Genomic DNA, 26359 nt, shown 5'->3' on the forward strand with positions numbered 1-26359 from the left:
TTTAAATCGGATAATACAGACCAGTAGGACTGGTTGGAGTTTGTAGGGTACAAATGTACAATAGAATGCAGGGTGTAAAATTAGTATATTAGCACGTCGGCTAATTCTCTAATTTGCCACATTGTAACACTACTACTATATTGCGGGGTACTTTAGTACCTTTGGCAATTGATTGTGCGCTTACTTTACCTTCACCTGAGAATTTCACTCGTAAGCCCATATTCTCCAAGAGAGCAACAGCGTCCATTACGTTCATACCGCTAAGGTCGGGCATTATGGTTTTGTACTTAGCAGCTTTGGCGTAGTAATCTTCGTAGTTTGTTGTGGTACTGGCTGATATTTTATCTACATTTTCTACCGTATCCATCAAGAGCGAATTGGTATAGATTTTATGAGCAATACTCTTAAATACAGGTCCTGATACATCGGCACCATAGAAACCTACACTCTTATCGGGTTCGTGAATTACCACTATACAAGAGTATTTGGGGTTATCGACAGGAAAGAAGCCTGCAAATGAAGATATATAGCTAAGCTTACTCTTATCGGCACTGGCATAGTTCTTACGGGCTGTACCTGTTTTACCTGCCATTGAGAAATCGGGAGAATGGAGACGATACCCTGAACCGTAGGAACGTTCTACTACATTAGCCAATAGTCCCTTGGCACGGTCGGCTGTTTGTTTAGAACATATTTTACCATTGATAATCTCCACATTAAACTTCTCTACTGTTTTATTCCATTCCTTTACTTCTTTTATCATTCGAGGTTTGACCATTACTCCCCCGTTGGCAATTGCATTATAGAAAGCCAAGCTTTGCAAAGGAGTAATCTTTACGGAGTAACCTATTGCCATTGACTCAAGCGTTACCCCACTCCATATTTTGTCGCGAGGTGTAGGAATATAGGGAATCCCTTCACCTAAAATAGGTAAACCTAAGGGTTGATTTAGGTTCATTTGAATGAGCTTGGTAGTAAAATCAGAAGGAGATTTTGAAAAGAGGCTATGCACGAGTTCTGTCATTCCAACATTAGAAGAGACCGAAAAAGCTTTGTTCAGACTTATATTTCCTGTAAACCTATGTTGAGAGTCTTGAAAGGTCTTATCGTAATACTGTTGTTTTCCTTCCTTGATATCTACCACATAAGTCGTATCGATATTGCGGGCTTCCATAGCGGCTACTACTGTCATCAGTTTGAAGACTGAACCAGGTTCGTGTGCTTCACCAATAGCAAAGTTATAACGCTCAGAATATGTATCGTTTCTAGTATTCAGTTCTAAGTTAGAAATAGCTTTTATCTCACCTGTATTCACCTCCATTACTATCACACAACCGTGATGAGCCTTGTATTTTTTAAGTTGTGTAAGCAAAGCGTGGTGAGCGATATCTTGGATATTGATATTGATGGTAGACACTACATCGTAGCCGTCCTTAGGTTCGATGATATTAAAACCACTGGCAAGTTTCCACTGTCCTTGTGCTATTTTTTGTTCTACGCGTCGACCTTTGGTTCCTAACAAATAGCTGGCATAAGCACCTTCCAAACCTACACGGGTAGTATAGCCTGTTTCATCAGTACGGGCATAGCCGATACTGCGGTGTGCAATACCTCCTAATGGATATTCGCGTTTTATATTGCGCTCTACGATGATACCGCCTTTATAAGGACCTTTATTGAAGAGGGGAAATTTCTTGATTCGGGAGTACTCGCTATAACCCAGATTAGTGGCTACGAGCATATAGCGATTCTTTAAGCTACGTTCTTTTTTAAAGAGATTTAAGTAATAGCTATTGGGTTTTCCAAACATACGCGAAAGCGAATCGCTGAGGGGTTTTACATACCTATTGAAATTAGCTCTGGAAGGCGCAATACCGTCCCAACGGATATCATACCGAGTTACCGAAGTGGCAAGCAAGCTACCATCATCAGAATACAAATTACCTTGACTGGGGATAATATCAGCTTCTCTCAAGGTAGTTTCGTCTACTTTGGCGCGATACTCATCACCGTCAATTTGTATTTTTATGAGCTTTACCGCAATGACACCTATCATCAGTAGCATCATAATGGCTACCAAATAAGTGCGCGATGTTATCTTTTTATCGTTTTTTTCCAATGCTTCTTTCTACTTGTATTATCTATTATCTCAAAGATTACTCTTCTACAATTGCCTTTATTTTTTGTGGTGGTTTTTCGGGTTGTTTGAGTCCTTTACTTTCTAATTGTTCTAAAAGTGAAGACTCCAAACGCACTTTCTGCAAACGCGAACGCACATCGACGAATTCACTCTTGAGCTCATTTACTTCGTCGTTGAGCTTAGCTATTTGGTGTACTTTGCGGTCTACCATATGCGAGCTAGCTATCATTATAACTCCCAAAGCAAAAAGGAAGCTTATGAAGAACCAATTTCGGGTAGCTTCTTTACCTTCTACCAAAAATTTTCCTCGCAATATATTCTTTATTTCATCAGTGGCTTTTCCCATTTTTTTTTCAGTTATGAATTTAAACGTTCGGCGATACGGAGTTTGGCACTACGGGCACGGCTGTTTTGTGCTATTTCAGTATCATCAGGAGTGATGAGACCGCCTACTTTTTTAAAGGGTACTAACACATTGCCATACCAATCTTTCTCAGGAGCTCCTTCTAACTGTCCGTCTCGAATGAAGCGTTTTACACAGCGGTCTTCGAGTGAATGATAGCTGATAAGGCTGATACGCCCTTGGGGCTTGACTACGGCAGGGAGTTGTAGCAAAAATGATTCCAAAGCTTCTATTTCGGCATTTACCTCTATACGAATGGCTTGATAGATTTGTGCTAACACTTTGTTCTCTTTAAATTTAGACAAAAGAGCTTTTACTGCCTCTTGTAGTTCACTGCCTAAGCGTATTGGCTTCTGCTCTCGGTAACTGATTATGGCACGGGCTATCGCTTTGGCATTTTTCAGTTCGCCATATTGAAAAAAGATATGAGTGAGTTCTATCTCGCCATACTCATTGACGACTTCTTGGGCTGAAAGAGGAGCTTGCTGGTTCATACGCATATCGAGTGTGCCTTCAAAACGAGTAGAGAAACCACGCTCAGCTACATCGAACTGGTGAGAGGAAACCCCAAAATCACCCAAAACCCCATCTACTTGTGTTACTCCATAAAAGCGCAAATACTGACGCAGATACTTAAAGTTTTGCTGAATAAGAGTAAAACGTTCATCATCGATGGTATTATTAAGGGCGTCGGCATCTTGGTCAAACGCATAGAGGCGTCCGTTTTTACCGAGGTGCTTTAAGATTTCGCGCGAATGTCCTCCCCCACCAAAGGTAACGTCGACATAAGTGCCATTATCTTTGATATTCAGTCCCTCAATGCTTTGCGTTAAGAGTACAGGAGTATGATAGGGGGTGTTATTGTTCATTTACTTGCTACGTGATATAATAGAGTGCAAAGGTACGAATTTAATACTCAACCACCAAATTTAAATTAATGGTTAATGGTTAATGATTAATGATTAATGATTAATGATTAGTGGTTAATGAGAGAATGTGAGAATGTGAGAATGGAGAAGGTTTTGAAGGGATTGCAAAGGTGTGTTATCGGAGAATCTCGGAGAGTATCGAAGATAGGGTTATGGTGTAGTTAGCTTATAGAAAGCTTATAGGAAGCTTATACGAATCTTGGACGATTGGTATAGAAAGGGTATATAAGTAGTTAAGAATGAGGGATTAAGAGCGAAGATTAAAGAGTTAAAAAGTGTTAATTAGGCGAAGGGTAAAGAATGGAGAAACGAAAGTATATAGAGACGAAAAAGGAGAAATATAGAAACCGTAAAGGCTGTGAACTGGAAGAGAATGGTATAAAAATTGATGTGTGGGGCATAGATGTATTGGCATTTATGATTATTTTCGTATCTTTGCACCATCATTGGAATGAATTTGAATGAAAAAAACGTATTACTATATATTATTCACTTGTTTATTAACCTTTTGTACTAACCTTTGGGCTCAGAATGACAATAGCAAGACCCGCCGTATCGAAATTATCTACGGGGGGGAATTTACGATTGACAATGAGAAATACCCTGGGGCTACTATCTTTAAATCGGACGGACAACGGGTACAGTTTCGACATCAAGGGTTAGACGTGTGGTGTGATTTGGCTGTGCTCTACGAGGAGAAAAACGAGGTGATTGCACACGGCAATGTAGTGTTACAACAAGGCGACACACTACAAATGAACAGTCAGTACGTATCGTATAAAGGGAATACTAAAACAGCTGTAGCCCGCGAGAACGTGCTATTGCGCAATGGGAATATGACGCTGGAAACCCAAGAACTCTTCTTCGACCGCAACTCTCAGGAGGCTTATTACAACAATTTCGGGAAAATTACTGACCCTGAAAATGAGCTCACCAGTAAAACAGGAAAGTATTACGTAACGACCAAGAAAAACCAATTTACTAATTCGGTAAAGATTGTCAATAGAGATTTTACGGTTAATTCGCAGGTGTTGGACTATTATCACAATTCGGGCAACGCCTATTTTTACGGCAAAACTACCATTGTGGGCGCTGACTACAAAGTGTATTGCGAGCGAGGTTTTTACGATACGCGTCGACAATTGGGTTATTTTATGAAGCACGCCAAGATAGAATACGACCTGAAAACCTTGGTGGGCGACAGTTTGTATTTTGATAAACGCCGTCAGTTTTCTTCGGGCTCTAACAATATCTTTATTTCGGACACGGTAAACAAGACCTTTGTACGAGGGCATTACGGCGAAATTCACAAGGCAAAAGATTCGATGTTTATCACCAAAAAGGCATTGGTAATCACATTAGTAGAGAAAGACTCGATGTATATGCACGGCAAGCGCATTTTGGTTACTGGCAAACCGCAACACCGCGTGATTCGCGCTTACCCCGATGCTCGTATTTTCAAAAGTGATATGCAAGCCAAGTGCGATTCAATTCACTCTGACGAGGCTAATGGGCTGACCCAAATGGTGGGCAAACCTGTAGCGTGGACAGGCGAAAGCCAAATGACGGGTGACAATATTCACCTGATTGCCAATACGAAGACCGAGCAATTGGACTCTTTGAAAGTGTTTAACAACGCACTGGTGGTAGAGAAAGACAGTTTGGGCGATGGCTATAACCAAGTGAAAGGTAAGTTCTTGTATGGCAAATTCAAGAAAAATGTTTTGCGACAAATAGACTTTTTGCAGAATACCGAGTCTATTTATTACGTGTATAACGACGCTAAGGAGCTGGTAGGCATCAACAAACTGACTTGTAGTCATATTAAGCTCTATTTAAACAAAGACCAGCAAATACAACAAACGGTGTTTATTACACAACCATCGGGGAATTTATACCCAGACGATAAATTACACGTGAACGACCGTAAGTTTAAGGAATTTATATGGCGAGGTGATGAACGTATCCGCAGTAAAGAAGAGATTTTTAGCGATGCGGAGAAGAAAATAAAACCCAAGAAAATTAAGGGAATGAAGACTCCTGAGGAGATAGACGAGGAGGAGAATCTGCTTGCAAATCCGTCGCTTAAAAAAGAGAATAAGGCAGGGAAAGAGAAGGCTAAAGAGAAACCAAAAAGCAAATAAGACGAAAAGTTGGCATTTTTATTGCACAATAATAAAAAAAGGCGTACATTTGCCTATTGATTAATTTTAAAACATAAACTATATGAAAAAATTTATTATCGCAATGTCGGTGTTGGGATTAATTACCACATCGTGCGTATCCAAAAAGAAGTATGCTGAATTAGAAGCAAGAAACAAACAGACTGAGGATTTGCTAAACACTGCTACCGTAAAACTCAATATGTGTTTAGACGAAAAGAACAACTTGACTCACAAGTTGGAGAGTATGAAAAATCAGAACGACTTGCTCAAAGAAAACAATCAGCAGCTCATCAACAATATGGGTAACCTTACTACGCTTACCCAAAAAGGTGCTGAGAACCTTGAAAAATCATTGGAAAGCTTGCGTGAAAAAGATTTAACTATCAAGAATTTGCGCGATGCTGTTACCCGTCGTGACTCAATAAACCTCGCCTTGGTACAAAGCCTCAAAGGAGTGTTGGGTAACTTAGACGACCAAGATGTAGACATCAAAGTAGAAAAAGGTGTGGTATTTATCAATATCTCTGATAAGATGCTTTTCAGCAGTGGTAGCTACACTATTTCTAAAAACGCAAAGAGCGTACTTGAAAAAGTTGCAAAAGTGGTTAAAAATAAACCTGACTTTGAGTTTATGGTGGAAGGACACACCGATAACGTAAACATCAAAACAAGTTGTATTCGTGACAACTGGGATTTGAGCGTAATGCGTGCTACCGAGATTGTACGTGTATTACAAAAAGACTTTGGAGTTGCTCCTGAACGTATGACTGCAGCCGGTCGTAGCTATTACGTGCCTTTAGCAAGCAATGGTGATGCTAACGGACGTGCCTTAAACCGTCGTACTCGTATTGTGATATTGCCTAAGCTTGACCAATTCTACACTATGATTGAAGAGGGAATGAAAGACCCTGCTATCGGTGGTAAAGGAAAATAATTAGCAAATTTGAACATTAGCAAATTAGAAAATGAAATAAGAGTCAGCAGTTAGTGTAAGGCTAATTGCTGACTTTTTTGTATGGAAGATGAAATACGAATTACTTTTAAACAAGATAAGGGGATATATAGCTCTATCGGGAAAGGACTGTGTTCTTATAGAAGAGCTTTTTGAGCCTTTGTATCTTGCCAAAGGAGAGGTACTACTACAAGAAGGTAAAGTCTGTAGGCATTTCTGTTATGTAAACAAGGGGTTACTGAGGCAATTTATGAATTATGATGGGAAAGAACTTACTATACACTTTAACGAAGAGAATACTTTTGTTTGCGACTATGAGAGTTTTATAACTAAAACACCTTCACAGAAAACAATCATTGCACTTGAAGATAGTGTCTTGCAAATGATTTCTTACGGTAATCTGCAACGGTTTTACAAAGAAATAGAAGAGGGTGAACGGTTTGGTAGGCTACTACTTGAAGAGACTTTTATCAAAGCAGTACAATACATCATTTCGGGACTTACTGATAGTCCGCAAGAACGTTATTCGAAATTTATGAAACAATATAAAAATATTGAGCAACGAGTAGCACAGAAATACATAGCTTCGTTTGTAGGAGTTACTCCACAATCATTGAGCAGAATTAGAAGAAGAATAGCCTATATGTAATTTATTACCCCAAGTTAATTTTTATCTCACCACTTCTGCATTATTTTGCATCTCAGAAATTAAAAACAGAATAACAGATGAAAAGTAAAAATCTTCTTCAGCGAGTAGCTCAATTTATTACTATTGTGGGGCTTAGTTTATTAATAGGAAATATTTCGGCTTTTATAGCGATGAATATGCTTTCTACACCACAAGACACTTCGTTCTTCTTATGGCAACGCCGATTTATAGATGCGATGGTTCAACTGGGAATGATTAAGGGAATGTGGTTGTTCCTTATAGGCAATATTGTAATTTACTTATGCCAAAGAACTCGGAAAAACTTACTATTGCTTATACTTTCAATCGCAGTATTTATATTGGGTGAGTTTTTTATCATACCTTTATCTTACGAAACTTCACTTTTAGCTTTTCAGCAGTACGAAATGAACCAAGTAACTTCTGATTTTCTTACAATAAAACATAAAGAAGACGTTTTGGGAGGAGTCAATCTGCTTATATTGTTGATATATTGTGCGTGCTACACAGGTGTAGTTAGTAAATTAGCAAATGAGATAAGAGTCAGCAGTTAGTGTAAAGCTAATTGCTGACTTTTTTGTATGGAAGAGTGAATAGAAAGTGCGAGCCACACAAGCAGTCGTAGCACGACAGGTATTTTTTTAATTGGTAAATTAGTAGATTTTTAAAGTTGTAAGTTTAGTTAAAAAACAATCAAGCGTTGGTTATTATTTTGTAAGTTCCACTAATAATTGATTAGTTTTTTTGTATAAACCACAATATTGTTATACCTTTGCACTCAAAAAGACACAAAATTGATAACTTTTTACAAGAAATAGATAAGTGCTATAAACGTCTTATCTTATACTTTTGTACCGAAAAATAAAAACAGTAACATATGAAAAGAAAGTGCTTGCTACTATTGTTTTTAGTAGCTACAACCGCTGTTTTTGCACAGCACAAATACACCCTTAATGGTTCGATATCTGATGCTTCTAACGGCGAAAAGCTCTTAGGGGTAAACTTTATCATCAAAGAATTGCACACGGGTACCTCTACCAACGAGTACGGGTTCTATTCTATTACCTTGCCCGAAGGTAAATATACCATTACCATTGAGTATATAGGCTATGGTACTCACCAAGAAACTATAGTACTAGACAAGAATATCCGCAAAGATTACAAACTGAAGCCTGAGACTATTCAGCTTACAGGAGTAGACGTAACTGCAAATGCCACAACCCAGAAAACAGCAGTACGCAAGCCTGAAATGAGTGTAGCTTCTATTCCTATCGCTACGGTGAAGAAACTGCCTGTATTGGTGGGTGAAGTAGATATTATCAAAACCCTAATGCAGATGCCAGGGGTGAGCAACGCAGGCGAAGCATCATCAGGATTTAACGTGCGTGGAGGTGCTGCCGACCAGAATTTAGTACTTCTTGATGAAGCAACGATTTTCAATGCATCACACCTCTTTGGTTTTTTGAGTGTCTTCAACGCTGATGCTATACGTGATATGAAGCTATACAAAGGAGGGATTCCAGCACGCTATGGTGGACGTATTGCTTCGGTTTTGGATATTTATCAGAAAGAGGGTAACAAGAACAAGTTTGGGGCCACAGGGGGCATAGGGGCGCTCTCTTCACGATTACTTGCCGAAGGTCCTATAGTGAAAGACAAAGCCTCGTTTTTAGTAGGAGGTCGCGCTTCTTACGCTCATCTCTTCCTCAAACTGAGCAACAATGAAAATTCGATGTACTTTTACGACCTCAATACAAAACTCTCTTACCAACTGAACCCAAACAATGCGCTGTATCTTTCGGGCTACTTTGGTAGGGACTTTTTTAAACTGAGCAATAACCTCACTAATGCTTATGGTAATGCTTTAGTGAATTTACGTTGGAATCACTTATTTACTGAGAAGCTCTTCTCAAACCTTTCGGTTATTTATAGCAATTACGACTATAAGTTTGACTTTAACTTGCTTGATATGATATGGAGATCAGGGATAGAAAATTTTAACCTAAAATATGATTTCAAAAACTATGTATCAGAGAAGTTTAAATTTACCTACGGCTTTCAAGGACTATATTATACCTTCAAACCTGGTAAAATAGTACCTACCTCTCCTGCTTCTACTATTAAAGAAAAAATATTGGACAATAAATATGCTGCTGAATTGGGATTCTATGCTGATGCCGAACAGAAAATTGGGAAAGCTCTTACGGTATCGTACGGCTTACGCTTTAGTAATTTTTATCACTTAGGGAAACGCACAATAAATGTGTATCAAGATGACAACCCTGTGATATTTAACACGAGCCGACAAATCTATCAGAAAGCGACCCCTATTGGGACAAAGTACTACGGTAGTAACCGTATTATAAATTTGTACTCTAACTTCGAACCGCGCTTTACTATGAGCTATGCTTTCAACGATAATAAATCAATAAAAGCGAGTTATGCGCGTACGGCTCAATATGTACATTTGATTTCTAACACAGCTTCGCCTTCGCCTTTGAACGTATGGGCACCCAGTGATGGGTTTATCAAACCACAGTTAGCTGACCAAGTGGCGTTGGGTTATGCTTCTAACTTCTCGGACGATAAATACAGCATAGAGGTTGAAACTTATTACAAGAAAGTGCAAAATCGCTTAGATTATATAGACGGTGCGAACCTCATTGCTAACGAAGCGATTGAACAAGTATTGCTAACAGGGGAAAACAGAGCTTATGGTTTGGAACTGTTATTGCGTAAAAACACCGGTAAACTCACTGGGTGGATAGCTTATACACTCTCAAAATCGGAAATGCAAACTAAAGGACGTACCTCTGAAGAAATAGGTATCAACTACGGCGACTGGTATAGTGCTCCCTACGACAAACCTCACGATGTTTCGATTACGGCTACCTATGAGCTCTCTCCTAAATGGACATTCGGAGCTGTATTTAACTTTCAATCAGGCTTACCTACTAATTACCCCGTAGGACGTTATAACTACTTAGGAATGAGCGTTCCTGACTATAGCAAACGCAACGAATACCGCTTGCCTGCTTATCACCGTTTGGATCTTTCGGCTACCTATACGCCACAACGCCCAAACAAGCGTTGGAAAAGCGAATGGGTTTTCGGTATTTACAACGTGTACAATCGCAAGAATGCTGTGAGTGTTTCCTTCCGTGAGAACTTAGACACCCATAAAAATGAAGCCGTTAAACTCTCTATTTTTGGTATTATACCCAGTGTAACTTATAACTTTAGTTTCTAATGCTTAAACCTCTATTTACTATGAAAATAAGAAATATTTATATTATACTTCTCAGTGCTTTAGCTTTAACTTCTTGTGAAGAGGTTATAGATTTAAAATTGGACTCTGCCCCTCAAAAGTTAGTGATTGATGCATCTCTCGATTGGAAGAAAGGAGAGGCAAAAGCCTATCCTGTAGTGGACATCAGTTATACGGAAGCCTATTTTGGTGATACGCCTTCACCTGCTATTGATAATGCCATTGTGAAAATCAAAGCACATACTCAAACCCAGACACAAGAGTACCAACTCTCGTTATGGGACGGTACTTCTACCATTACTACTGATAACGTAGCCACATTAAAAGGCGGTAGCCGTTATGTATTTCCCGCAGGTATCACTCCTGAATTGGGCAAAGACTATGAACTTATCATAGAACTCAACGGACAAACCTATACTGCTAAGAGCAAAATGCTTGAAGCTCCTATAATACCTTCTGACAAAATAGTACAAAAAGAAAACGGAGGCTTTTTAGGTGACCAAATAGAGTTAAAATTCTACTTTGACGGTATTAGTGATGGTGTAGCCAATGCTTATTTAGTAAGGCTGACACAAAGTAGTAGCAAAAAAATTACTTACGGGACTTTGGATGACAACTATATAGCTAACTATAAGTTTTTCTTTATAATGATAGGACTCAATAATGATAAGTTAAACAAAGGAGATATTGTAAACGTAACACTTTATCGGATTCACCCTCAATACAAAGAATTTGTGCAAATGCTTATAAGATTATCAGAAGGACAAAGCCCATTTACTATTCCTACGCGCCCCATAGGTAATATTGTGAACAAAGGAAATTCTCGTGAGAACCCTCTTGGAGGTTTTCGGGTGGCACAGTATACTACGCTACAATATACAGTAAAATAGTTGCCCGTACGGCTCACACTACCACTTCACTTGTACCAAAAACTCGTGAGAGTTACGCGATTGTAAATTGAGATGTGTTTGAAAGTAGGTTTCAAAACCATATCCCACTGATAAATAATAATTCGGAATATTGAAGAGTACATAAGAGCTAAAAGCCTTATCAGTGCGATAGGTAAGCCCTACCTCAGCACGGTTTAAATAGTCAGTAGCTACAGTGAAGTTTGTTGAGGCTTCTTGTTTTTTAGCAAGACATATTTGTACGCTTGGTTTTAGAGTAAATTCAGAAGAGATATGCCAATGATAGCCCGCCATTGCATAATATAACATATTCTCAGCAACGGAAGTCATTACATCATTTTCCATACCCACTTTATCAGAAGCGAGCATATTGGGGATAGATAGCCCTACATAAAAGTCACGCAATTCATAATAAACTCCAGCTCCAAAGTTGAATTGGAACTTCCCCGAGATATCTTGCAAATAGGGGTCGTAGCGCGTAGTATTCTGTCTCGTATTGTACAAGTGATTATATGTGCGTATTTGGCTTATATCAATATTAAAAAGCTCTCCTCCAAACTTAATTCCTCCTACGATATTAGAATGTTCGTTTATAGGCACTCTATAAGAAAAGTCCCCAAAAGCACCCGTTTGCTTCTGAATAAATACTTTATTATTGGTTACTGAAAGCCCTAAGCCCACGCGGTCAGTTATCTTGTGAGTGGTAAAAAAGGTTTGCGTTTGAGGAGCTTCATTCATTCCACGCCATTGGTTACGAATGTCTGCTGAAATAGTATGTCCATTTTCCTTGCCAACCATAGCTGGATTCACCAAGTTTTGGTGTTGTTGATAAAATATGTACGTAGGATCTATAGATTGAGCTTGTAGTGCTCCTGCGATAAACAAAAAAACACTGATAAGTAATCTTCTTTTCATTCTGATAATAATTTCTTCTAATAAAGGATAAGAGCAAATTGTAACTACAAAGCTCCAATATTTGAGTAAAGGCAATATAAAATAACAATTAGAAACAAAAACAACTCAAACACTTAAATTCTAAATTACAATAACACTCTTTGTTTCATTTTCACCCCTTAGCTTTACCATTTAAATTGCACCAAAAACTCGTGAGAGTTGCGCGACTGTAAATTCATATGGGTTTGAAAATAGCTCTCAAAACCATAGCCTATAGATACATAATAATTAGGAATGTTAAATAACACATAAGCATTCACAGCTTTATCTGTGCGATAAGTAATCCCTAATTCTGCTCGTTCCAAAAAGTTTCCTGCTACTGTAATATCGGTCGAGGGATATTCACCTTTGGCTAAGCGCATCTGCAAACGCGGTTTAATAGTAAAATCGGGAGTAAGACGCCAATAATAGCCTGCTATGGTATAGAAGTACATCGTTTCGGCTAAAGAAGTCATTTGGTCGTTATCCATTCGCACCCTATCGGTAGCAAGCATATTAGGGATAGAAAAACCTACGTAAAAGTTAGGGTGGTCATAATACAGCCCTGCCCCAAAGTTAGTCTGGAATTTTCCTGAAATGGTTTGCAAATAAGGGTCGTAATAATAAGTAGGGTGCATACGTGTGCCATTAGGGTAATATTGGTTATACAAGCCGTTGTAATACGTCATATCACTGCCGTCTATATTATAGAAATCACCGCCAAATTTAATTCCTCCTATCAATCGCGAGTTGTACGAAATGGGTATTGCATACGAGAAATCAGCGTAAATGCCTGCTTGTTTCTGTATAAACACTTTGTTGCTTGCCAATGAAAAACCTAACCCCACGCGGTCACTCAAACGATGCGTAGTAAAAAGGATTTGTGTTTGTGGGGCTTCGGTCATTCCTCGCCACTGGTTGCGTATATCCACCGAAATAGTGTGTCCAAACTCCATTCCCACTGCCGCTGGGTTTATTAGGTTTTCGTGTTGTTGATAAAAAATGTATGTAGGGTCTGTAGCTTGTGCGTGCAAAGCACTTGTGCCTATTACCAACATACTTAATAATATCTTTTTCATAGGATTCTGTGTTTTTCTCTTCTTAATAATTAATGTAAATCCAAAGTTGTTTTTTGTTCTTTTCACTGCCGTCAATGCTGAAAATAGCTACATAGGAACCTTGTGGCACTAAGGTACCATCAGATTTCTTTCCGTCCCATTGGTTCTTATACCCGTGAGCCGAGTATACTAATTGCCCTAAGGTATTGAATATATACAGGGTGTTATTAGGGTATCGTTCAGCGCGCGCTATCACATAAGTATCATTCACCCCATCGCCATTAGGAGTAAAAGCGTTGGAGATAAGCACATAATCCACCTGTGGGTCTTGTGCATTCGGGATTCCGTCGCCATCTACATCGTCATCACAAGCGTCGCCTATACCGTCATCGTCTAAATCAGCTTGGTCTGGATTGTATACATTAGGACAATTATCTTGGTCATTTAAGAAACCATCTCCATCTATATCGTTATCGCAAGCATCTCCTATACCATCGTTGTCAGTGTCTTGTTGGGTAGTGTTAGACACGGTAGGACAGTTATCCAAAACATTTAAAATCCCATCACCGTCCATATCGTCATCACAAACATCGCCTACACCGTCATTATCAGCATCAGCTTGGTCAGGGTTGGCTACAGTCGGACAGTTATCCATACGCGAAGGTATGCCGTCATTATCCACATCGTCATCTTCTTTTACGATGATATTCCCTGCATTCACTGCCAAAAATAGGTTCTCTTCAGCTTTCACCATAAACCTTCCTTGCTGCGTTTTAATAGCATCAGGCACGCTTATTTCAGCTTTCCCATTATTGGGTAAGCCCGTAGCTAAGGTATGCGAAAAAGTAGCTCCTCCGTCAGTCGAAAAGAGTATTTTCACTTTTTCGGCGTTCACAGGTGCTTTATCAGTGTTAGCTACATCCCACTGCAAACTTACTTTTTGCCCTACATACCAAGTGCTTTGCTCGGTATGCGAACTCACTTTAAACGGACCTGCGTCTGCACTCACTACCACATCAATAGTTTTATAAGCTGTATTTCCTGTTTGATTACTTGCTAAAGGACGGTCGATAACCATAAAAGTCCAATGCAAGGTACGCCCTATGTTGAGCACTGTTTCCCAAGCATCTCCTTTTTTAGGATTCTGCTGGGTGAGCGTACCCGCTACTATACGTTCCAAACGCGGGATATAGCGATAAGATTGTGCTGAGGGTTTCATAGAGCGTGCCGTAGCTCCTGAACGTATTGTAGGTGAAAAATAATAATTACCCGTTTCTGTATAATTGTCGCTTTCTTCCCACGTATAGAGCAACGCATCGCCATCAGCATCGGTAGCAGTACCTTCTAATAAATAGGCAGTTCCATACGGAATAGTATAGCTTTTCAAGTCGGGTATCTCAGGAGGAGTGTTGCCCGTAGAATTTTCGGTAGCACAAGACTTGCCTTGTAGGTTATCTGTAATGTCGTAAATAGTGCGGTGATGAAAATAAGGGTCAGCATTCTGTTGCACATCATAATATCGCGTAACTCCTGCGTAGCTCATAATAGTAGTACCACTCCCTGGTTCCATCTGCGACCCCGACCCATATTCTCTGCGATAAGAAAAAGTATGCCGTGCCCCCAGTTGATGTCCTATCTCGTGAGCTACCACATCTATATCAAAAGCACTTCTATTGCGTACGTAAGCAAACGGATAAGACGAAAATCCCTGTCCCTTGCGGTCGTTGGTACACACGCACCCTATACAACCTGCATTACCTCCTTCTGCGGCATTGTGAAACAACTGCCCTATATCATAATTAGCATTACCTATCTTGTTGTCCAAAACTTGTTGCAATACAAGAGCTTTATTGTCGTACCATTCTTTTTCGTAGTTAATACCAGTAAAAGGGTCAGTATCTTTAGTCTCATATACTACACTATCGTCCGAAACTAACTGGAAAACAATCGACAGCTGCTGCCCATAGACCTCATTTACACGGTTTAGCGTACTGACTATTTGGGCAAAAGCTGAAGCCTTCCCCCAGAAATAATCAGTATATTCGTGGGTGCAAGCAATTGCAATGCGAAAAGTACGTTGCATAGGTTTAGTCTGAAATGAAGGGCGTTGAGCCGCTTTACTTTCCTGCAAAAGAGTAGGCACATCTAATGTTTTACAGTCTATGAATGCTTTTTCAACATCCTTACGACGATAAACCCTGTAATAAACACCTTCTTTATCTTCTGCTTCTATAAACGAATAGCTCAACTCTTCTTCCATAATAGCATCAAGCCCATAATCGCTCCACGTAAAACGAATATGTTTAGAGGGGTCGGTTACTGATTTACCCACAAAAGTTTTAATAGAAGGATATTTTCGTGCAACTGCTTCCGAAAGAACCTGCGTAGGTGCAATGCGATAAGTAATGAGTGTTCCGTTGGCATCAGGTATCTGAACGGTAGCCTCACTGCGTCTACTATCGGTTTCCAAAGCACGTGCAAACGCCTTTTTATTCAGTGTAAAATACTGATAATTGGGGTTATTAGTTGTTACTGCTGCACTGCGCTGAGTCGAGAAATCAGCCTTGTGCCAATAATTCTGTGCCGACCCTTGTAGCACCACCAAAATAAATAACCAAAAAATACTATTGTAATTGCTATATCTCAATGTTTAATTCTTTATATATTTTTAATTTCTTTTGCTTCCTCACTTAATATTCACCCAAAAAAATCACTGTCACGTCCTAAAAAAGGTTGTCATAATTAATTATTGCTTTATTAGTCAATTTTTCTCATCTCCCCATTTTCCCATTCCCTCATTTTCTCATTCCCTCATTTTCTCATTTCCTCATTTGCTAATTAATCCGCCTCCACATACCCAGCTGTGAGCCCTCACTGGCTTTACCTTTTACCTTTTACGTCTTACCTTTTATCTCCCTGTGTGGCTCGCACTATAATACTCAAACGCTTCGTAAATCTCTTTCTCAGGCACTACACAATCCGTTTTAGGCTTACCTATCTCCTCCAAAAGCACAAAGTGTACTCTGCCCGCTACATTCTTCTTGTCAAAACGCATCAACTCACAAATATCCTCAATATCCTCTTTATGAAAAGTTTGTTTGCTGAAATACTCTCCCAATACGCTTTTCACCTTATCGCATTTATCCTTAGGGAATCCTAACTTTTTCACCGATAAGTAAGTAGCCAACACTATTCCTATCGCAATAGCCTCTCCGTGCAACAAACATTGGCGATTAGGGTTTTCCAAACAATACGACTCGATAGCGTGCCCCAGCGTATGACCGTAATTCAGTATTTTTCTCAATCCACATTCTTTCGGGTCTTGCATTACCACCTCGTTCTTTATCACCACCGATTCGTGAATAAGACTGTCTAAATCAGCTAACGAAAGGCTTCTCAAATCACACATTTTGTTCCAATAAGCCTCCGAGCGAATAAGTCCGTGCTTAAACATCTCTGCCATTCCGCTACGCAATTCCTCAGCAGGTAACGTTCCTAAATATTGCGAGTCTATCACCACCCCCAACGGATTGTTTATCACTCCTACAAGATTTTTCAAAGGACCTAAATCCACCCCCGTCTTCCCCCCTACCGAGGCATCTACCATTGCCAGTAAACTCGTCGGCACATTAATAAAGGGCACTCCGCGCATATAGGTAGAAGCCACAAAGCCTCCTAAATCGGTTACCACTCCTCCTCCTACGTTTATGAGCAAGCTCTTGCGGTCGGCTCCTAATTCTGAAAGTGCGTGCCACACTTGCGTACAAGTATCGAGGTTTTTATGCAGTTCTCCCGCTTCTATTTCTATAATTTCTATCGGAATATCAGTAATGAGAGTAGGTAAAAACACAGGCAAACATTTTTCATTGGTATGACTGTCCACCAACAAAAACAGCTTCGAAGGACGTTTTTCCGCAACCATTCGATTGATAAAATCAGTTCCTTCCTCATTAAAATAAACGTTGTAATTTCCAGCTCTGATAACATTTGCTTCCATCAGTACAGAATTTTTGGCAAAAGTAGTAAAATAATAACAATTGTACAAATTCCCCTTTTCAGCACCAAAAGACCGTCATATACACAACACATTTACTCCTTCCATTCGCCTTACATTCATCTTAGATTTATTGTTTCTTCGTTCATTCTTCGTTATTCCTTCGTTATTCCTTCGTTATTCCTTCGTTATTCCTTCGTTTATTCATCACTGTTGCCCTATTGTAGACCCACTGTAGACCCACTGTAGACCCACTGTAGAGCCATTGTAGAGCCACTCATTGTTTAATTATCCTATAAGCTTTGTATAATCCTCTCCCAATTTCACCATTAACCATTAATCACTAACCATTAACTACAAGCCTTCTTTCACCTATTGTTCGTTCATTCTTTACCTACCCTTGTGGCTCGCACCACGCTGTACCAAATTTGCTAATTGATAAATTATTCTTACCTTTGCCTCTCAAAAATAAACTATAATGGAAGTAAGCAAACGTTATGCACAACGCGGAGTTTCGGCAGCCAAAGACGAAGTGCATAAAGCTATCAAAAATATCAATAAAGGATTATTCCCCAAAGCCTTTTGTAAAATAGTCCCCGATTACCTTACGGGCGACGACAACTATTGTCTTGTAATGCACGCCGATGGCGCCGGTACCAAGTCAGCTTTGGCATATATGTATTGGAAAGAAACCGGTGACCTAAGCGTATGGAAAGGCATTGCACAAGATGCTCTCATAATGAACATAGACGATTTATTGTGTGTGGGAGCAGTCGATAATATTATGCTTTCGTCCACCATTGGGCGCAACAAAAACCTCATTCCTGCGGAAGTCATTTCAGCTATTATCAACGGAACAGAAGAGCTGATTGCAGAACTCTCTGCCTTTGGAGTGCATATCCATTCTACAGGGGGAGAAACTGCCGATGTAGGTGATTTGGTGCGCACTATCATTGTCGATTCTACCGTTACAGCGCGCATAGAACGCTGTAAAGTGATTGATAACGCAAATATCAAAGCGGGCAATGTGATTGTAGGACTCGCCTCCTACGGTCAAGCTACCTACGAAAACCAATACAATGGCGGTATGGGTAGCAACGGACTCACCTCAGCGCGTCACGATGTGTTTGCAAAAGTATTAGCACACAAATACCCCGAAAGTTTCGATGCCTCTGTCCCCAGTGAGCTCGTATATGCTGGCACGAAACAACTTACCGACAAGGTAATTGGCAGTCCGTTAAACGCTGGCAAACTCGTTCTCTCTCCTACTCGTACCTATGCTCCTATCATCAAGAAAATATTAGAAAAGTACAACAATACCCAAATATGTGGAATGGTGCATTGCAGTGGAGGCGCACAAACTAAAATATTGCACTTTGTAGATAACTTGCATATTATCAAAGACAACCTTTTCCCTACCCCTCCCCTTTTCAAACTTATTCAAGAAGAATCCAACACCGATTGGAAAGAGATGTACCAAGTGTTCAACTGTGGGCATCGTATGGAGCTCTATGTAGAGGAAGCCATTGCAGAAGATATTATCACTATTGCAAAATCATTTAATGTAGAAGCGCAAATCATAGGTAGGGTAGCTTCATCAGATAATAAATGTCTCACTATAAAAAGCGAATATGGTACTTTTGAATACTAAATTAAACATACGAACTGATGTACGATGGGCATTCACCTATTTCGTTATAGTAGTGTGCTTGGGTATCTTTATGCGCTCGGTACAAGTAGTGGACTATCCTTTCGATTTCAATTATCGAAATATCGTGCATACTCATTCGCATTTAGCACTTTTAGGGTTTGTATACGTACTGCTCTCGGCTATTTTAGTGCGAACTTCCATTCCTCTTAACGCTCAACTTCACAAACGTTACCGATGGCTGTTCTACATCACTCAGTTATCGGTATTAGGTATGCTATGTAGCTTTCCTTTTCAAGGATATGGGGCTGTTTCTATCAGTTTTTCATCAGTGTTTATCTTCTGTACCTATTTTTTTGCGAAGTTTTTTATGAAGTATGCCACTTCCCCTTTTGTAAAAATGGGAATTTGGTATCTTATCCTATCGAGTTTGGGAATATGGCTAATGCCCGTAACCATAGTAAAATATGGCAAGTTCTCTGATATGTATATGTGTGCCATTGCCTTCTTTTTGCACTTTCAATACAATGGTTTTATGCTCAGTAGCCTAATGGGACTCTTTATAAAGAAATACGGTTGGGAGGTTCAATATCCTCAGCTTATCAAGCGCGTATTTATTCTGTTTCAAGCGGGAATTATAGGTTCGCTTTTCATCTCTTGGGTAGGCTATTTTAGCTATCCTATTTACTATATCGTAGGAGGAGCTTCGGTGCTTATTTGGCTCATTGCGGTAGTGATGATATTGCGTTTATACCTAAAAACTCAACCTAAGAGTTTTTTAGCTACTGTATTTATCAGTTTCTTTATCGCCAAAGTAGTAATGATGTTCACAGGTGCTTTCCCTGTCCTTACGCCTTATTTGTTTAAAAACATCGACCTGTTGATAAGTTACTTACACTTTAACTTTCTAGGGATTGTAACCATAGGTCTCTTGCTGTTTTTAGAAGAAGTATACAAAGTAAACCGATGGCTCGTTTATCTGTTTCTTTTTGCTTTTATCACCACCGAGATACTCATCACCTACAAAGGTTTTTCAGTAATTGTAAACTATCCTATTTTCAGTAATTTTTATGAATGGTTATGGGCATTCACTGCTCTTTTTTACTTTCCCGCAATAGGGTGGTTCATCGGTAGTTTCAAAATAAAATAAAGTAGAAAGTTTCGTTTTTCCAATATAAATACTACTTTTGCAAATTGGTTAGTGCAATTAGGCACATCTTTTGATATAATAACAGAACGTTTAAAGTTAATAACGAAGTTTATGAATAAAACAAAAATTTGGTCAGTACTTGTAATATTGTTGTTCACGACTCCCTTTTTTGCCCAAAACAATGAGCGCAGAAAGGTAGATGGTGTAGCAGCGGTAGTAGGTGATTATTTGATTTTAGAATCAGATATCGACAAGGCGTATATTGATTTGCAACAGCAAGAGGTAGACACTCGTGAAATCAACCGTTGCCAGATGCTCGGCAAACTGATGGAGGACAAACTCTACGCTCACCAAGCTGTGCAAGACAGTGTGAAGCTTACCGATAGCGAAGTACGTGACCAAGTGAACCAACGTATTGAATTTTTGACCGCTCAGTTAGGTGGCGACATTAAGAAACTTTTAGAGTTCTATAAAAAAGACGACGAACAATCTATGCGCGACGAGCTTTTCAACCTCCTAAAAGTGAGTATGCTCGCTCAGCGTATGAAACAACAAATTATAAAAGATATAGAAGTAACTCCTGAGGAAATACGTACCTTCTTCAACGCTATTCCAGCCGATGAACGTCCGCACTTTGGTACTGAATTAGAAATTGCTCAAATTGTAGTCAATCCTGTAGCTCCCAAGAGTTCTGTACAAAAAGTAATAAACCAACTCAACGATATTAAAAAAGATGTAGAGGAAAACGGTATGAGTTTTTCTACCAAAGCCATTCTCTACTCCCAAGACCGCGCTACTGGCGGACAAGTACTCACCTTCAACCGTAACTCTGCTTTTGACAAAGCTTTTAAAGACGTAGCCTTCACTCTGCGGGAAGGAGAAATATCTAAGCCCTTTGAGTCTAGCTTCGGTTGGCATATTATCCAAATGGACAAGATTCGCGGTAAGGAAGTAAGTGTACGACACATCTTGTTAATGCCTGAAATTCCTCAAGAAGCTCTCAACGAAGCTAAAGAGAAGATAGCCAAAATACGCGACCGTATTGTAAACAAAGAGCTTACTTTCGACGAGGCTGCACGTAATTTCTCCGATGAAAAAGAAACCCGCAACGATGGCGGTCAGCTTATCAACCCCGAAGACCTTTCTACTCGTTTTGAGCTTACCCGTATAGAGCCTACACTTTACGCTCGTATTTCAGACCTTAAAGACAATGAGGTATCAGTACCTTTCCTCGACGAAGATAGAACAGGCAAAAAGACCTATAAGATTTACCAAATCACCAACCGTATTGAGGAACACCAAGCCGACTTTGTAAAGGATTACGTAAAGATACAAGATTTAGCTCTGAAAGAAAAACAACTGAAAGCCATCAGTAAGTGGATGAAAGAACATATCGAGAAAACTTACATTTCAGTAAACGGAGAATACAAGAACTGTAAGTTTGAAAACAATTGGCTTAAGAAATAATTAGTAAATAGTGAAAAGCAAGTTTTGTTTTTCACTATTTTTTATTACTTTTGCCTCATCAATGTTTATATAGCTCAGTATATGATTTCCGTTTACAAACTAAAACCTAAATTTCAGCAGTTGCTACACCCTATCTTGCTGTTCTTGCATCGTAAGAAAGTAACTGCAAACCAAATAACGATAGTTGCTATTTTGTTTTCTTTAATAATTGGAGTGCTCTTTTGGCAAGCCTCTGAATGTCGTTACTTCTTCTTAGCCTTACCCATAGGTTTACTCTTGCGTATGATTCTCAATGCACTCGACGGAATGATGGCTCGCGAGTTCCAGCAAACCACTTATTTAGGTGAAATCCTCAACGAATTGGGTGATGTGATTTCTGATGTGTTCATCTTCTTCCCTTTGCTGAAATATCACCCCGAAAGTCTTTATTTAGTAGTTATTTTTATTGTGCTCAGTGTTCTCAATGAATTTGCGGGCGTAATGGGCAAAGTGTTAGGCGGTGAAAGACGCTATGAAGGACCTATGGGTAAAAGCGACCGTGCGTTACTGATAGGCATTTACGGACTTTTAGCTTTCTTGGGCGTTTCTATCACTTCCTACTCAGCGATTGTCTTCGGGATTATAATTGCTTTACTGTCCCTCAGCACTTTTATTCGTCTCAAAAAAGGACTTTATGCCCAACACTAATAGCCATAGTAAGTTTGCCGATGTACCTCTTCGCATTAGGAGTTGGGTATTCATTATTGCTGTTTTCGCAGGAGCTGTATATAATAAACTTACGATGCGTATTTTTATATGTTGGGTGAGTTTTCAATGTTTAAAAGAGTTAGGACGGCTCTTTTCTTTCAATACCCGTTACTTACCTATTGTTATTGCTATACTACAAGGCGTTTTGCTTTTCTGTTTTCCTCATTATCAAATTTATTTATTAGGGGCTATAGTTCTGCTCATTATTTCAGTTTTAGGAACTTTCTTTGTAGCCAAAAACAAAGCACCTTATATAGCCCTTTCTTTGGGTATCGTTCTATTTGCTTATCCACATTTGTTTTTTTTGTTTTCAGTACCTAACGGCTTGTTATGGGTTATCTTTTTAGTTGTTTCCACCGAACTGAACGACGTGTTTCAATACTTATCAGGTAAATACTTTGGCAAGCAAAAGATACTGCCCGAGGTGAGTCCAAATAAAACTATAGCAGGTTGCGTAGGAGGAATCTTACTCACACCTTTAGTAAGCGTGTGTTTGGCGTATGTGCTCGGTTTGCAAGCGTCCCTTCACGCGTGGTTGCTCTTAGGAGTAACTATTAGCTTTTTCGGCTTTTGGGGTGATGTATGTATTTCCTTTCTCAAACGCAAAGCAGGCGTAAAGGATACTGGCAACCTTATTCCTGGTCACGGCGGACTTTTAGACCGTATGGATAGCCTTTTGTTTAACAGTATATGGTTCTTTCTATGGACACAATGAAAACATTCCATCGCTCCTTAGTCTTCTCAGGAGGAGGTACACGTTTTGCCCTTTATGGCGGTATGTACAATGCTTTAGATGATTTAGGCAAAACTCCTTCGCTACTGATAGCCTCTTGTGGAGGTGCTTTTGCAACTCTAATCATCAACGCTTTTCCTGCACATACTGCTCGCAAAGCCTACCTGCAATCCGAAGAATTTTATAACTTCATCAAGAGCCTTTCTCTCACCCCTTATAGTCAATTATACCGTATAGGCTTTTTAGCTCTAAAAAAACAATACGACAAGAGGCACGCTCCTTATATTGAAGATGTGTATCATCGCTATTTGGTAACAATGGCACAAGACCTTTCTAACCTATTGCCAAGTGTCTCGAAAGTGCACTTCTCCTCTACCCTACCTACTATTATTGTCGGTTCTAAAATGTTATTCACTCCTGATGAATGTGGCAAACGGAGAGGGGCTCGTAAGCTTTACCAAAAAGTACTCTTTACCGATACACAAACTGGAAGACATATAAATCTGCAAACCATTCAAATCTCTTCTGATAACTATTTACAATCCGCAGTTGCTAAAGATATTCTCCTTAAAACAGAGATACCAATGCTCACAGCTGCTCGCATTTCAGTTTCTGATATGTTCTACGTAGCTCCGGTAAATATAGCAGATGATGTATTTGCAGGAGGCGCAATAGATTTACTACCTATAGAATTAGCAAATGCTCTTTCGCAAGAAGTGATAAGAGAGGAAAAACAGCCTTATAGTTCTACTGAAGAAGCGTTAGTGCGTGCAGTTTTAGGTTTTAGTGGCAACGAGCGTTTAGCCGAAGTAGCACAATATCCCGCTCAGCTCATCGATACCCGCGATGCTACTATGGTCTTAAAAGGATTTTACTCAGAGAAGTATATCAACTGGAAGCGATGTGCGGTAGGTATTCACTTTCCAAAAAACTACGCTCACTATCGTGAACAAATAGAAAAACAATGGAACTACGGTTATCAAACTACAATAAACGCTTTTAAACAATGAATGTATTTATCATAGGAGGCACCTCAGGCATAGGGTTAGCATTGGCGAGCTATTATCACCTACAAGGCAATTGCGTAGGCGTATGTGGAAGAGATTTGCAAAAGCTCGCTGATGAATCGCGTTTTGAGAAGTACCAAGCCGATGTAACCAATATAGTGCAATTACAAAACATTATACAGCAATTCGTAGGTGAGAGGACTTTGTCGTTGCTCATCAATTGTGCAGGTAGTTATGCTGAAGATGTAGCATATGATATTAACTATGAAGAGGCTGTGGCAATGCTTCAAACCAATATTATGGGAGCCGTGAACTGCTTAGAAGTTGGAAGAAAAGCAATGTGCCACACAGGCGGACAGATAGTTTTACTCGCTTCTATTTCAGGTATTTTAGACTACCCCGAGTCAAGCCTATACACCAAGACCAAGCGTAGTGTGATACAAATAGCCGATGCTTATCGCCGTGCTTTGCGTCGGTATGGAATCGCAATTACTACCATTGCTCCAGGCTATGTAGATACCCAAAAACTACGCGACCTCAACCACAACGACCTTTCTAAGAAACCTTTTCTTGTAACCGAAGCCCAAGCCGTGAGCGAAATCACGCAAGCTATTACTGAAAAGAAAGCATTGCTTCTATTCCCAAAACAAATGAAATGGTTAATGCGCTTCCTCTCATATATGCCCTCTTTCCTGCTTTCAAAGATAATGTATAAGAAAGCTCATTATATGAAGAAATAAAATTTATTATCCTTCCGTTGTTGCTTTTGTCTTTAAAAATTGTACCTTTGCGGTATTAAAAACGTAAAACTGAAGAAATACAATGAATATCCAACAACTTACCGACCTTACTACGCAGGTGCGTAGAGATATCCTCAGAATGGTTCACAAAGTAAATTCAGGTCACCCAGGGGGCTCTTTGGGTTGCGCTGAATTCCTTGTATGCCTCTACAACGAAGTAATGGATATCAAACTACCTTTCTCTATGGAAGGTAAAAACGAGGACTTATTCTTCCTCTCTAACGGACATATATCGCCAGTGTTTTACAGTGTATTAGCACGACGTGGGTTCTTTCCAGTAAGTGAACTGAACACTTTCCGCTTGCTCAATTCTCGCTTACAAGGACACCCTACACCTCACGAAGGGTTGGAAGGTGTGCGCGTGGCTTCGGGTTCATTGGGACAAGGGCTTTCAGTAGCGATTGGGGTGGCTTTGGCTAAAAAACTCAACGGCGATAACCACTTGGTATATACCCTCCACGGCGATGGTGAACTACAAGAAGGGCAAATATGGGAAGCGGCAATGTATGCCGGGGGTAAAGGAGTGGACAACCTCATCGCTACAGTTGATTACAACCACAAACAGATTGACGGTCCTACTGATGCCGTAATGCCTTTAGGTAATCTTCGCGCTAAATGGGAAGCCTTTGGCTGGCAGGTAATCGATATTGAAAAAGGCAACGATATTGCTTCTATCTTAAAAGGATTGGCAGATGCCAAAGCCTTAACCGGCAAAGATAAACCCGTGTGTATCTTGCTCCACAGCGAAATGGGGAATGGCGTAGACTTTATGATGGGCACTCACGCTTGGCACGGCAAAGCTCCTAATGACGAGCAATTGGCTAAAGGTCTAGCACAGAACCCTGAAACGTTGGGCGATTATTAATTAGCAGATTAGCAAATTAGAAAATTAAAAATTGATATTTATGGCTGAAATTACTGAAAGATTAGCTGATAGTGAAGAAAAAGAAGAGCTTTTAGCTTTGAAAGAAAAAGCTATTGACTTGCTAAAAGAAAATAATTTCGCTTGTGATGAAAGCAATCCTAAAGAAGTAGCTACTTCTTTAAGACATTTTATTGATGCTTATAAAGAGCAAAAAGTTACTGCCGATACCTTAGCATACGACAAGGTAGATTTAGCTTATGGTTTAGGAGAATTATTTGCTAATGCAGTAATGAATTTCTATCAATGGGAGTATTTCTATCTTGACAAAGGCAACGATGTCGCTGGTTTTGCAGCAGTAAATCCTAATAAAAAATGGTATATCTTTGTTCATCATTATCTCTACGATTTACTTTTTGATGAAGAAAAGGAAAACAACCTATTACTAAATTTCAATATGCTTGAAGCAAGTGTATTAACACCTTATGAAAAACCTAATCAAAAGTATATAGGGTTAAGTTAAGAATT

Annotated in this window: 22 protein-coding genes; 15 read left to right on the forward strand and 7 right to left on the reverse strand. The window is 39.6% G+C overall.

Annotation, left to right across the window (positions count from 1 at the left end):
* Positions 1 to 100: 100 nt before the first annotated feature.
* The 3 genes from HMPREF1528_RS05040 to rsmH form a co-directional block, all read right to left on the reverse strand.
* Positions 101 to 2068 carry a penicillin-binding protein gene (locus tag HMPREF1528_RS05040; RefSeq protein WP_016478896.1) on the reverse strand — a complete coding sequence of 656 codons (1968 nt, stop codon included), beginning with the start codon at positions 2066 to 2068 and terminating at the stop codon, positions 101 to 103.
* 88 nt (positions 2069 to 2156) lie between these two features.
* The gene (locus HMPREF1528_RS05045) at positions 2157 to 2486 is read right to left on the reverse strand and encodes an FtsL-like putative cell division protein (protein ID WP_002671172.1); all 330 of its coding nucleotides are present in this window, start codon (positions 2484 to 2486) and stop codon (positions 2157 to 2159) included.
* Between the two features lie 11 nt (positions 2487 to 2497).
* Entirely contained in the window at positions 2498 to 3412 is a 915-nt protein-coding gene (gene rsmH / locus HMPREF1528_RS05050) for a 16S rRNA (cytosine(1402)-N(4))-methyltransferase RsmH (RefSeq protein ID WP_016478897.1), read from the reverse strand.
* 521 nt (positions 3413 to 3933) lie between these two features.
* On the opposite strand from rsmH, the gene HMPREF1528_RS05055 reads away from it, so the two are divergent.
* The 6 genes from HMPREF1528_RS05055 (at position 3934) to HMPREF1528_RS05080 (ending at position 11414) form a co-directional block, all read left to right on the forward strand.
* Positions 3934 to 5616 carry an OstA-like protein gene (locus HMPREF1528_RS05055; RefSeq protein ID WP_016478899.1) on the forward strand — a complete coding sequence of 561 codons (1683 nt, stop codon included), beginning with the start codon at positions 3934 to 3936 and terminating at the stop codon, positions 5614 to 5616.
* A gap of 82 nt (positions 5617 to 5698) precedes the next feature.
* The gene (locus tag HMPREF1528_RS05060) at positions 5699 to 6571 is read left to right on the forward strand and encodes a flagellar motor protein MotB (RefSeq protein ID WP_009410200.1); all 873 of its coding nucleotides are present in this window, start codon (positions 5699 to 5701) and stop codon (positions 6569 to 6571) included.
* A gap of 88 nt (positions 6572 to 6659) precedes the next feature.
* Positions 6660 to 7238, forward strand: a complete 579-nt coding sequence (locus HMPREF1528_RS05065; RefSeq protein ID WP_016478900.1) for a Crp/Fnr family transcriptional regulator — start codon at positions 6660 to 6662, stop codon at positions 7236 to 7238.
* Positions 7239 to 7315: 77 nt separating this feature from the next.
* Positions 7316 to 7810: a hypothetical protein gene (locus tag HMPREF1528_RS05070; protein WP_016478901.1), complete on the forward strand. Its 495-nt coding sequence runs from the start codon at positions 7316 to 7318 to the stop codon at positions 7808 to 7810.
* A gap of 323 nt (positions 7811 to 8133) precedes the next feature.
* Positions 8134 to 10506 (forward strand): TonB-dependent receptor, encoded by a 2373-nt coding sequence (locus HMPREF1528_RS05075; RefSeq protein WP_016478902.1) that lies wholly within the window; start codon positions 8134 to 8136, stop codon positions 10504 to 10506.
* 20 nt (positions 10507 to 10526) lie between these two features.
* Complete coding sequence (locus tag HMPREF1528_RS05080; RefSeq protein WP_034567889.1) at positions 10527 to 11414, forward strand: DUF4249 family protein; 888 nt, start codon at positions 10527 to 10529, stop codon at positions 11412 to 11414.
* 18 nt (positions 11415 to 11432) lie between these two features.
* Here HMPREF1528_RS05080 and HMPREF1528_RS05085 read toward each other — a convergent pair whose 3' ends face one another.
* The 4 genes from HMPREF1528_RS05085 to aroB form a co-directional block, all read right to left on the reverse strand.
* The gene (locus tag HMPREF1528_RS05085; protein ID WP_034567855.1) at positions 11433 to 12347 is read right to left on the reverse strand and encodes a PorP/SprF family type IX secretion system membrane protein; all 915 of its coding nucleotides are present in this window, start codon (positions 12345 to 12347) and stop codon (positions 11433 to 11435) included.
* Between the two features lie 164 nt (positions 12348 to 12511).
* Complete coding sequence (locus HMPREF1528_RS05090; protein WP_016478905.1) at positions 12512 to 13444, reverse strand: PorP/SprF family type IX secretion system membrane protein; 933 nt, start codon at positions 13442 to 13444, stop codon at positions 12512 to 12514.
* Positions 13445 to 13466: 22 nt separating this feature from the next.
* On the reverse strand, positions 13467 to 16070 hold the full coding sequence (locus tag HMPREF1528_RS05095) for a thrombospondin type 3 repeat-containing protein (protein ID WP_016478906.1): 2604 nt from the start codon (positions 16068 to 16070) through the stop codon (positions 13467 to 13469).
* Positions 16071 to 16331: 261 nt separating this feature from the next.
* Positions 16332 to 17420 (reverse strand): 3-dehydroquinate synthase, encoded by a 1089-nt coding sequence (aroB, locus tag HMPREF1528_RS05100; protein WP_016478907.1) that lies wholly within the window; start codon positions 17418 to 17420, stop codon positions 16332 to 16334.
* 475 nt (positions 17421 to 17895) lie between these two features.
* On the opposite strand from aroB, the gene HMPREF1528_RS05105 reads away from it, so the two are divergent.
* From HMPREF1528_RS05105 to HMPREF1528_RS05145, 9 genes are all read left to right on the forward strand, one after another.
* Positions 17896 to 19068, forward strand: a complete 1173-nt coding sequence (locus tag HMPREF1528_RS05105) for an AIR synthase related protein (RefSeq protein ID WP_016478908.1) — start codon at positions 17896 to 17898, stop codon at positions 19066 to 19068.
* Positions 19049 to 20215, forward strand: a complete 1167-nt coding sequence (locus HMPREF1528_RS05110) for a hypothetical protein (RefSeq protein ID WP_016478909.1) — start codon at positions 19049 to 19051, stop codon at positions 20213 to 20215. Before HMPREF1528_RS05105 ends, HMPREF1528_RS05110 begins: the two co-directional genes overlap by 20 nt.
* A gap of 111 nt (positions 20216 to 20326) precedes the next feature.
* Positions 20327 to 21682, forward strand: a complete 1356-nt coding sequence (locus HMPREF1528_RS05115; protein ID WP_016478910.1) for a peptidylprolyl isomerase — start codon at positions 20327 to 20329, stop codon at positions 21680 to 21682.
* 81 nt (positions 21683 to 21763) lie between these two features.
* Positions 21764 to 22369, forward strand: coding sequence for a CDP-alcohol phosphatidyltransferase family protein (locus HMPREF1528_RS05120; protein WP_016478911.1), 606 nt, complete (start codon positions 21764 to 21766; stop codon positions 22367 to 22369).
* Positions 22356 to 23144: a phosphatidate cytidylyltransferase gene (locus HMPREF1528_RS05125; RefSeq protein WP_016478912.1), complete on the forward strand. Its 789-nt coding sequence runs from the start codon at positions 22356 to 22358 to the stop codon at positions 23142 to 23144. The genes HMPREF1528_RS05120 and HMPREF1528_RS05125 overlap by 14 nt, the downstream gene beginning before the upstream one ends.
* Positions 23132 to 24172, forward strand: coding sequence for a patatin-like phospholipase family protein (locus HMPREF1528_RS05130; RefSeq protein WP_034567856.1), 1041 nt, complete (start codon positions 23132 to 23134; stop codon positions 24170 to 24172). Before HMPREF1528_RS05125 ends, HMPREF1528_RS05130 begins: the two co-directional genes overlap by 13 nt.
* A complete protein-coding gene (locus tag HMPREF1528_RS05135) occupies positions 24169 to 24909 on the forward strand; it encodes an SDR family NAD(P)-dependent oxidoreductase (protein ID WP_016478914.1) in 741 nt (246 codons plus the stop codon). The genes HMPREF1528_RS05130 and HMPREF1528_RS05135 overlap by 4 nt, the downstream gene beginning before the upstream one ends.
* A gap of 82 nt (positions 24910 to 24991) precedes the next feature.
* Positions 24992 to 25834 (forward strand): transketolase, encoded by an 843-nt coding sequence (locus tag HMPREF1528_RS05140; protein ID WP_016478915.1) that lies wholly within the window; start codon positions 24992 to 24994, stop codon positions 25832 to 25834.
* Between the two features lie 40 nt (positions 25835 to 25874).
* On the forward strand, positions 25875 to 26354 hold the full coding sequence (locus HMPREF1528_RS05145) for a hypothetical protein (protein WP_016478916.1): 480 nt from the start codon (positions 25875 to 25877) through the stop codon (positions 26352 to 26354).
* Positions 26355 to 26359: the final 5 nt, after the last annotated feature.

It is taken from the genome of Capnocytophaga sp. oral taxon 336 str. F0502, assembly GCF_000411575.1.
Lineage (GTDB): Bacteria > Bacteroidota > Bacteroidia > Flavobacteriales > Flavobacteriaceae > Capnocytophaga > Capnocytophaga ochracea.